This is a genomic window from Citrobacter sp. wls826, assembly GCF_005281245.1.
GTDB classification, from domain to species: domain Bacteria; phylum Pseudomonadota; class Gammaproteobacteria; order Enterobacterales; family Enterobacteriaceae; genus Citrobacter; species Citrobacter braakii.
This window is the reverse complement of sequence record NZ_SZWS01000048.1, coordinates 16,763-26,140: the sequence shown is the minus strand read 5'-3', so window position 1 is coordinate 26,140 and position 9,378 is coordinate 16,763. Positions and strand designations below refer to the sequence as shown.

The following is a 9,378-nucleotide window of genomic DNA, read 5'->3' as shown; positions in this document are numbered from 1 at the left end:
CGCTAACTGGTGTTAGCGGCTTTTTTTTTGCCTGAGCTAGCACTACCATACGATATACCTCAGCCAAAAGGAGTTACCGATGAAACTGTTCTACAAACCGGGCGCTTGTTCTCTTGCTTCCCACATCACACTTCGTGAGAGCGGTAAAGATTTCACGCTGGATGGTGTTGATCTGATGAAGAAGCGTCTGGAAAACGGCGATGATTTTTTCGCGGTAAACCCAAAAGGGCAAGTTCCCGCGCTGCTGCTGGATGACGGTACGCTACTGACCGAAGGCGTCGCCATCATGCAATACCTGGCGGACACCGTTCCAGACCGTCAACTCCTTGCCCCGACCAGCAGCCTCTCCCGTTACAAAACCATTGAATGGCTTAACTACATTGCGACAGAACTGCATAAGGGCTTTACCCCACTGTTCCGTCCCGATACGCCGGAAAACTTCAAGCCAACCGTTCGCGCGCTGCTGGAGAAAAAAATGCAGTATGTGAACGACGCGCTGCAAGATAACCAATGGATCTGCGGTTCGCGCTTCAGCATTGCGGACGCCTATTTGTTCACCGTGCTGCGTTGGGCCTATGCGGTTAAGCTGAATATGGCAGGATTAAGCAATATCGATGCGTATATGGCGCGTATGGCTGAACGTCCGGCGGTTGCCGCGGCGTTGAAAGCAGAAGGGTTAAATTAATTGTTGTTGCCGGGAAGCGCTTGCGCTTACCCGGCTTTCAGCCAAACAAACGCAGGCCCGATAAGCGTGAGCGCCATCGGGCATTGGTTACAACTGCGTCGCGCTGAAGTAGTGTTCAGGCTTCGCGATACAATCCTGCGCAGCCACAACCTGCAGCTCATACTCGTGCATTTTTTTGGTGGCAATCATCACTTCGTACACCGCCGCCGTCACGTGCTCCAGCGCCTGCTGTAAAGACGCGCCCTGCAGCAGTTTAACCAACAATAAGCCGCTGGTGACATCACCCACGCCAACCGGTTGACGTGCGCCAAAATCGACTAACGGTCGGCTGATATGCCACGCCTGTTCAGCAGTAACTAACAGCATCTCGAAACGATCTGCGCTGATACCCGCGCGAGCCAGATGCTTCACCAGCACAATTTCTGGTCCCTGAGCGATGAGCTCACGCGCTGCCGCCACGGCCTCATTGACATTGTTCACCGCATGCTCGCACAGAATTTCGAGCTCAACCAAATTCGGGGCGATAATATCGCTGGCCGGAAGCGCATGGCGCACATGAAACTCCGCTACGCCCGGCGCGACGATACACCCTTTTTCCGGATGGCCCATCACCGGGTCACAAAAATATTTCGCCTGCGGATTGGCCGCTTTTACTTTGCGTACAATACCCAGAATATGCTCGCCCTGTTCAGCCGAGCCAAGATAGCCGCTCAGTACTGCGTCACAAGTCTGGAGTTTATCGATATCGGCAATGCCCTGGACAATGTCAGTCAGATGACTCGGCGGCATAACGCAACCGGTCCATTTGCCGTACTGTGTGTGGTTAGAAAACTGAACGGTATTCAGCGGCCAGACATTTGCGCCAAGACGACGCATTGGAAATTCTGCTGCACTGTTGCCCGCATGACCAAAAACAACGTGGGACTGGATGGCGAGGATATTCTTCATTTTACTTACCACAACCCTGAAAAAATAAAGGGGCGTAGTTTCCCACGCCCCTGCTAACTAAATCTTACTTCCAGCAAATCAGACAATAGTTCTTCTTGCCACGGCGCAGTAAGGTGTAGCGCCCGAACAGGATATCACTCTCCTGGAAGAAATATTCCGGATCGGATTGCTTCTCACCGTTGATGGTCACCGCATTAGACGCGATTGTCTTACGTGCCTGGCCGCGAGAAGGTTGCAGCTCGGAGTCCACCAGCGCCTGCATCAGATCGGCACCTTTGTCCATCTCGATCATCGGCACGCCATCTTGCGCCAGCTGTTCGAAATCCGCTTCGCTCAAATCGCTCAGATTACCGTTGAACAAGCTTTCGGTAATACGTTTTGCCGCTACCAGACCTTCTTCGCCGTGAACCAGACGCGTTACTTGCTCAGCCAGAACATACTGGGCGCGCGGCGCTTTACCGCTATTTTTATCTTCTTCTTCCAGCGCATTGATCTCTTCAATGTCCATGAAGGTGAAGAATTTCAGGAAGCGATAAACATCCGCATCGGCGGTATTGATCCAGAACTGGTAGAATTTGTACGGACTGGTTTTCTTCGGATCCAGCCACACAGCGCCGCCTTCCGTCTTACCGAATTTCGTACCGTCAGCTTTAGTGATCAACGGAACGGTCAGACCAAACACCTGGTTCTGGTGCAGACGACGGGTCAAATCGATACCCGAAGTAATATTGCCCCACTGGTCAGAACCGCCAATCTGCAGCGCAACACCGTGCAGTTTGTTCAGGCAGGCAAAGTCATAACCCTGCAGCAGGTTGTAAGAAAACTCGGTAAAAGAGATCCCCTGATCGTCACGGTTCAGACGCTGCTTCACCGCTTCTTTGTTGATCATCTGGTTAACGGAGAAGTGTTTGCCGATATCACGCAGGAAAGTCAGTACATTCATACTGCCAAACCAGTCATAGTTGTTCGCAGCAATCGCCGAGTTGTCGCCACAGTCGAAATCGAGGAACGGCGCAACCTGTTTGCGGATTTTATCCACCCACTCCTGCACGGTGTCTTCGGTATTCAGTTTACGCTCGGCGGCTTTAAAGCTCGGGTCACCAATCAGACCGGTTGCGCCACCCACCAGTGCGACAGGTTTATGGCCTGCCTGCTGGAAGCGTTTCAGGCATAACAATGGAACCAGATGCCCCAAATGCAAGCTGTCAGCGGTAGGATCGAAGCCGCAATAGAGCGCGATCGGGCCTTGCGCCAGTCGCTCTGCTAACGCTTCCTCGTCCGTCACCTGGGCCACCAGCCCCCGCTCTTGCAATTGTTTAATCAAGTTACTGCTTGCCATCAAAATCTCCATGTATAAAACGACTGCACCTTAGCCGGTACACGACTTTTCGCCTGATGCGAAAGAAACATAGAATAAAGCGCCGGATTGTTCAGCACCAGCGCTTAAAACAAGAATTTTGCATCTTTAGGGGGCCAGGCGATCAATTTTCCACGCGTTATCTTCGCGTTGGTATAAAAAACGATCGTGCAGACGGTTTTCGCCACCCTGCCAGAACTCCATCTGCTCAATACTTACGCGAAAGCCTCCCCAGAAACTGGGCAGTGGAACTTCTCCTTGCTGAAACTTCTGCTTCAGTTCGAGGAATTTGCTTTCCAGAATACCGCGCGCGGAGATCCGACTGGATTGCTTAGAGACCCAGGCACCAATCTGGCTATCACGTGGGCGACTGTGGAAGTATTTCACCACTTCCAGCGTGGAAAGGCGCTCAGCCTTGCCGATCACCATCACCTGCCGTTCCAGCGTATGCCAGGGAAACAGGAGGCTGATGCGTGGGTTTTTCTCAATCTGATGGGCCTTACGGCTACCGAGGTTGGTATAGAACACCAGCCCTTTGTCATCATAATGTTTGAGCAACACGATACGCTGATAAGGCTGACCGTTTTCATCGACGGTAGCAACGACCATCGCAGTGGGATCGGCCAGTTTGGCGTCACAGGCTTGCCCCAGCCAGCGCTCGAACAGCGCAAGGGGCTCGGCGGGAAGATCGCGGCGGCGGAGACCGCCTTTCGTGTATTCACGGCGCAAATGTGCGATTTGCTGCAATTCGTCGTTATCAGACATGATGTTGGCTACGGATTGTCAGTGGGTGACGCTATTGTGCGCCGCCCAGGTGAAAATCTCAACGCTTCGGGTTCTGTAACTGACAGTTATTTAGCACAATTCTGTCTCGTTTATAGACCGTTGCCTCGTCGCCTTTAGACCAGAAGACGTAAATACCATCGGTATAGCGAGCACCTGATGCCGACACGCCCTGTTTGAGGTTCAATAGCTGATTATCATAAACAAAACTCGCCATCTGACGGGTATTGTTCAGCTTCACGGTAAGCGGTTTTTCGTCACAGCGGTATTCAAGCGTATCCGTTTGCATACGCTCGACAAATTGGTTGTACACGCTGCACCCGCTAAGCAGTACCGGCAGACACACTAACAACAGTTTTTTCATAGCCATATCCTGAAGACTTTCCTGGTCCTGGAGGGTAATGGCACCCTCCCTAATATCCCTAGTTTATCGACATATGGCGCTGAATAATTTCAGTTAACTCTGAGTTCGTGGGTTAGCAGGATAAATCGCCCCTAAAACGCTCGGTTCTGATGCGCCGGTCACGGAAGGCAGATTTCCCGGTAATCCCGCCAGCGTTCGCCACGCCAGCCAGGCAAAAGCCAGGGCCTCCATATCATCGCCGCTGATCCCAGCCTCATCGGTTGAAGTGACCTCTGTCCCTGGCAATAATGCCGCCAGACGCATCATCAGCAGCGGATTACGGCTGCCGCCGCCGCATACCATTAGCCGTTCACAGCCTCCGCTTAGCAAGACCTGCTCGGAAATGGTCACGGCCGTCAGTTCGGCAAGCGTCGCCTGCACATCCCGCGGGCTTATTCCCGGGAACTGCGCCATATGACGTTCTATCCAGCCATAATTGAAATACTCGCGGCCAGTGCTTTTCGGCGCAGGCGCAGAAAAATAAGGATCGTTAAGCATATTTTGCAGTAAAGGCAGGATCACCGTTCCCGATGTGGCCCACTGCGCATCTTTGTCGTAGGGTTGGCCGCATTGCCGCCAGATCCAGGCATCCATCAACATATTGCCCGGCCCGGTGTCGTAACCGCGAACGGGTTGCTGTGGGATAAGCAGAGACAGATTGGCAATTCCGCCGATGTTTAGCACCATCCGCCGCTCCGTTGGATGAGCCAACAGCGCCTGATGAAAGGCGGGAACCAACGGCGCGCCCTGCCCGCCGAGAGCGATATCGCGGCGACGAAAATCGCCGATCACCGTTATCCCGGTACGCGCAACGATTTGATTGTTGTCGCCAATTTGCAGCGTGTGCGGCGCGATTCCCGTCGGTTCATGCCACACGGTTTGCCCATGACAGCCAATCGCAACGATCTCCTGCGGTTTCAATTTTTCCTGTGCCAACAGTGCATTCACCGCCTCGGCAAACAGATAACCGAGCTGTGCGTCGAGTTGGCCAAACTGCGATAGCGTAAGCTGCTGCCCCTGGCAGATATCCAGGATCGCCTGCTTTATATGGAGAGGGATAGGCCAGGTCAGACTCGCCTGTTGCGCAACCATCGTTTCATCTATTGTCGCCAGCACAACATCGACACCATCAAGGCTGGTTCCAGACATTACACCGATAAAACGGCCCGATTTCATATGTCATCCTTTTAAGCAAATTAGCCTTGACACTCAACCATAAAGTGCCGACTAATGCCATGCTTCCTTAATGATTTTTGAGGGCTAATCATTACAATGGACGCTTTATTACATCAATTATATGAATGATTCGTTTATACTCGGTATATCCGATTTCGGTTAAGATTTTCATATTGTTCCAGTAGAACATGTGACCTTAGGCTCACAAGTGCCATATAATTTAGCCATGAAGGGTGCTTTATTAGCGTTTCGTGGTGTTAAAGGAGATTTGTAAATGATTAAACGTGTGCTGACTGTTGCATTAATGGGTGTATCTTTGGCGGGCTGCGTTAACAATGATAGCCTTTCAGGCGACGTATACACCGCATCCGAAGCGAAACAAGTTCAGAACGTTACCTACGGTACAATTGTTCATGTTCGTCCGGTGCAAATCCAGGGTGGCGATGACGCAAACGTGATTGGCGCCATTGGTGGTGCGGTACTCGGCGGGTTCCTGGGTAACACCGTCGGCGGCGGTACGGGTCGTTCATTAGCCACGGCGGCTGGCGCAGTTGCCGGTGGCGTAGCGGGTCAAGGCGTACAAGGTGCGATGAATAAAACCCAGGGTGTAGAACTGGAAATCCGTAAGGACGACGGTAATACCATCATGGTGGTTCAGAAACAGGGTGCGACCAAGTTCTCAGCTGGCCAGCGCGTTGTTATGGCTAACAACGGCAGCCAGGTTACCGTGTCTCCACGCTAATCGAATTCACGTGTGGTCAGGCTCTGGCCACACGTCATCTCATCGTTTCAGCCCTGTGACTGCAGTTCAATAATATTGTGTTCCAGTCTGGCGACCAGTTTAATCAGCAGATCAATTTCCTCAGCTGAAATCCCTTCCAAAATTTCTCCACGCGTCTTGTTGATAACCGCTTCCATATCTGCAATCAGCGGCTCTGCTTTTTCTGTCAGTTTAATTCTCTTTGCCCGACGATCGCTGGCGCAAGTCTGTCGTGAAATGAGTCCCTTTTCTTCCAGCTGGTCAAGCGTGCGTACCAACGAAGGCTGCTCGATGCCAATCGCTTTAGCCAACTGAATCTGCGATTGATCAGGCGGCAATTGATGAATGTTGTGCAGCGTAACCCAATGCGTCTGCGTCAACTCCAGAGGTTTCAGGCGATGGTCAATCAGAGCACGCCAAATGCGCACCAACCGTGCCAGATCAGAACCTAATGGCGATTCCAATTTCATCTCCTTATAATTAGCTTGCTAAGTTATTATGCTGATTTTAGAATAGTGTGCAGCATTTGTATTCCCAAAACAAATGTATTGCCAAATTTGCTTACCGGCTGACATTTTTTCAGACATTATGCGTTACAGAGACTCATTGTCTCTTTTTTGCTAAACCTATAGCAATGCTCTCTTCCGCCAAGGATTTTGCCCGTGAAGTTTATGTTTAATGCAACAGGATTGCCCCTACAAGATTTAATGATCGGAGCATCTGTCTACTTCCCTCCTGTTTTCAAGGCGTTTGTAGCAGGATTTATTCTCTGGCTGGTTGTTCATCGCCTCCTGCGCGACTGGATTTACTCCGGCGAAATCTGGCATCCCCTGTTAATGGATCTGTCACTCTTTACGCTTTGCGTATGTCTGGCCTTTGTAATGCTGATTGTGTGGTGATTATGTCGCTTAAAACCATTAAATACTTCTCCACCATTATAGCCGCTGCCATCGCAGTTTTCGCCGGATGGTGGATGTGGAATTACTATATGCAATCGCCCTGGACACGTGATGGCAAAGTGCGTGCTGAGCAGGTCAGCATCACGCCGCAGGTCTCAGGCAGCATTAGCGAACTCAATATAAAAGATAACCAGTTTGTTAACAAAGGCGATGTCCTTTTTATCATCGACAAGACGCCGTTTCACATTGCTGAACTGAATGCGCAAGCGCAGCTGGCGAAGGCACAGTCCGATCTGGCGAAAGCCAATAACGAAGCCAACCGCCGCCGTCATTTATCGCAAAATTATATCTCAGCCGAAGATCTGGATACTGCTAACCTCAACGTGAAAGCCATGCAGGCCAGCGTTGAAGCAGCCGAGGCCAGCCTGCGCCAGGCACAGTGGCAACTGACGCAGACGGTGGTCAAAGCGCCCGTAGCGGGCTGGGTCACCAACCTATCAACTCGTACTGGAGACTACGCCTCAACCGGTAAGCCCCTGTTTGCCCTTGTCGACAGCCACTCTTTCTATGTGATGGGGTATTTTGAAGAAACCAAGTTGCGCCACATTCGTGAAGGTGCACCTGCGGTTATCACGCTCTACAGCGGCAACATAAAGTTACAGGGTCACGTATCCAGTATTGGTCGCGCCATCTACGACCAAAGTGTGGAAAGCGATTCCGGCCTGATTCCCGACATCAAACCCAATGTGCCGTGGGTGCGTCTGGCCCAACGCGTTCCGGTCCGCATCGAATTCGACGCTCTGCCGCAGGATGTCACCCTGGTTTCTGGTACGACCTGCAGCGTGTCTATCGGCCAGCGTAAATGAAACTGTCCCACCTGATGCCAGGCCATTGGCCGTGGTTTAAAGCCACGGTAGCGCAGTGGCGTTATGCGTTGCGAAATACCATTGCGATGTGTCTGGCGTTAACGTTCGCCTATTACCTGAATCTGGATGAGCCCTACTGGGCGATGACCTCGGCGGCAGTGGTCAGCTTTCCCACCGTCGGCGGGGTTATCAGCAAAAGTCTGGGTCGTGTTGCGGGTAGCTTGCTGGGTGCCACCGCCGCGTTGATTATTGCCGGTCATACCCTCAATGAGCCGTGGTTGTTTTTGCTGAGCATGTCAGTGTGGATCGGTTTTTGTACCTGGGCCTGCGCTCACTTCACCAATAACGTCGCCTACGCCTTTCAACTGGCCGGTTATACGGCGGCGATCATTGCTTTTCCCATGGTCAATACCATAGAGATTACGCAGTTGTGGGATATCGCTCAGGCCCGCGTATGCGAGGTCATCGTCGGTATCCTGTGCGGCGGCATGATGATGATGATCCTCCCCAGCACCTCCGATGGCACCACATTGCTTACCGCGCTGAAAAACATGCATTCGCGTTTACTGGAGCATGCCAGCTTACTCTGGCAACCGGAGACAACGGATGCGATTCGCACAGCTCATGAAGGTGTTATTGGTCAGATTTTGACCATGAACCTGCTACGTATTCAGGCGTTCTGGAGTCACTACCGTTTTCGCCGTCAAAATGCGTTGCTCAATTCGCTGTTGCATCAGCAGTTACGTATGACCAGCGTGATCTCCAGTCTGCGCAGGATGCTCCTGAACTGGCCCACTCCCCCGGCTAATACCCGGGAAATCATCGAACAACTGCTCAGCGAGCTGGTCAAATCCAATACCGACACCTACACCGTCGCGCGTATTATCGCCCCCTTGCGTCCTCTCGATGCGCGCGACTATCGGCACGTCGCCTTCTGGCAAAGACTGCGTTATTTTTGTCGGCTCTACTTACGCAGCAGTCATTATCTGCATTTACTGGAAAATGGCGTTACCGCCGAGCGTATTACTATCGCCCGCACGCCAGGACTTGCCCGTCATACCGATAATGCGGAAGCTCTCTGGAGCGGATTGCGTACGTTCTGTACCCTGATGCTTATCGGCGCATGGAGCATTGGCGCGCAATGGGAATCAGGCTCTGGCGCACTAACGCTCGCGGCCATCAGCAGCGTGCTCTATTCCGCCGTAGCCACGCCGTTCAAGTCACTTTCTTTGCTGATGCGCACGCTGGTTCTGCTGTCGCTGTTTAGCTTTGTGGTTAAGTTTGGCCTGATGGTGCAAATCTCTGACCTCTGGCAATTCATTCTGTTTCTCTTCCCGCTGCTCGCTACCATGCAACTCCTGAAGCTGCAAATGCCCGCGCTGGCGGGTCTTTGGGGACAGCTAATCGTGTTTATGGGATCGTTTATCGCGGTGACTAATCCGCCGGTTTATGATTTTGCTGATTTCCTGAATGACAATATGGCGAAAATAACCGGCGTGGC

The 9,378-nt window shown here is 52.1% G+C and carries 11 protein-coding genes; 5 read left to right on the top strand and 6 right to left on the bottom strand.

Going from position 1 to position 9,378, the window contains the following annotated elements:
- The first annotated feature begins 79 nt into the window (after nt 1-79).
- The gene (gene gstA / locus FDW87_RS10755) at nt 80-685 is read left to right on the top strand and encodes a glutathione transferase GstA (protein WP_137379732.1); all 606 of its coding nucleotides are present in this window, start codon (nt 80-82) and stop codon (nt 683-685) included.
- Between the two features lie 87 nt (nt 686-772).
- Here gstA and pdxY read toward each other — a convergent pair whose 3' ends face one another.
- The 5 genes from pdxY to anmK form a co-directional block, all read right to left on the bottom strand.
- On the bottom strand, nt 773-1,633 hold the full coding sequence (gene pdxY / locus FDW87_RS10750) for a pyridoxal kinase PdxY (protein WP_019076734.1): 861 nt from the start codon (nt 1,631-1,633) through the stop codon (nt 773-775).
- 64 nt (nt 1,634-1,697) lie between these two features.
- Nucleotides 1,698-2,972 carry a tyrosine--tRNA ligase gene (gene tyrS / locus FDW87_RS10745; RefSeq protein WP_003836431.1) on the bottom strand — a complete coding sequence of 425 codons (1,275 nt, stop codon included), beginning with the start codon at nt 2,970-2,972 and terminating at the stop codon, nt 1,698-1,700.
- A gap of 126 nt (nt 2,973-3,098) precedes the next feature.
- Nucleotides 3,099-3,755: a pyridoxamine 5'-phosphate oxidase gene (pdxH, locus tag FDW87_RS10740; protein WP_003029169.1), complete on the bottom strand. Its 657-nt coding sequence runs from the start codon at nt 3,753-3,755 to the stop codon at nt 3,099-3,101.
- A gap of 58 nt (nt 3,756-3,813) precedes the next feature.
- Entirely contained in the window at nt 3,814-4,143 is a 330-nt protein-coding gene (gene mliC / locus FDW87_RS10735; RefSeq protein ID WP_085951051.1) for a C-type lysozyme inhibitor, read from the bottom strand.
- Nucleotides 4,144-4,230: 87 nt separating this feature from the next.
- Nucleotides 4,231-5,352 carry an anhydro-N-acetylmuramic acid kinase gene (anmK, locus tag FDW87_RS10730; protein ID WP_016152999.1) on the bottom strand — a complete coding sequence of 374 codons (1,122 nt, stop codon included), beginning with the start codon at nt 5,350-5,352 and terminating at the stop codon, nt 4,231-4,233.
- A gap of 274 nt (nt 5,353-5,626) precedes the next feature.
- Between anmK and slyB the strand changes: the two genes are divergently transcribed.
- Nucleotides 5,627-6,094, top strand: coding sequence for an outer membrane lipoprotein SlyB (slyB, locus tag FDW87_RS10725; protein WP_016152998.1), 468 nt, complete (start codon nt 5,627-5,629; stop codon nt 6,092-6,094).
- Nucleotides 6,095-6,141: 47 nt separating this feature from the next.
- On the opposite strand, the gene slyA is transcribed toward slyB, so the two are convergent.
- Nucleotides 6,142-6,582 (bottom strand): transcriptional regulator SlyA, encoded by a 441-nt coding sequence (gene slyA, locus FDW87_RS10720; protein ID WP_019076732.1) that lies wholly within the window; start codon nt 6,580-6,582, stop codon nt 6,142-6,144.
- A gap of 192 nt (nt 6,583-6,774) precedes the next feature.
- On the opposite strand from slyA, the gene FDW87_RS10715 reads away from it, so the two are divergent.
- The 3 genes from FDW87_RS10715 to FDW87_RS10705 form a co-directional block, all read left to right on the top strand.
- Complete coding sequence (locus FDW87_RS10715; protein ID WP_016156432.1) at nt 6,775-7,011, top strand: DUF1656 domain-containing protein; 237 nt, start codon at nt 6,775-6,777, stop codon at nt 7,009-7,011.
- Nucleotides 7,012-7,013: 2 nt separating this feature from the next.
- Nucleotides 7,014-7,877: an HlyD family secretion protein gene (locus FDW87_RS10710; protein ID WP_019076730.1), complete on the top strand. Its 864-nt coding sequence runs from the start codon at nt 7,014-7,016 to the stop codon at nt 7,875-7,877.
- Nucleotides 7,874-9,378, top strand: a 1,505-nt coding sequence (locus tag FDW87_RS10705; RefSeq protein WP_252363111.1) for an FUSC family protein, incomplete at its 3' end; no start/stop codon positions are given. The genes FDW87_RS10710 and FDW87_RS10705, both read left to right, overlap by 4 nt.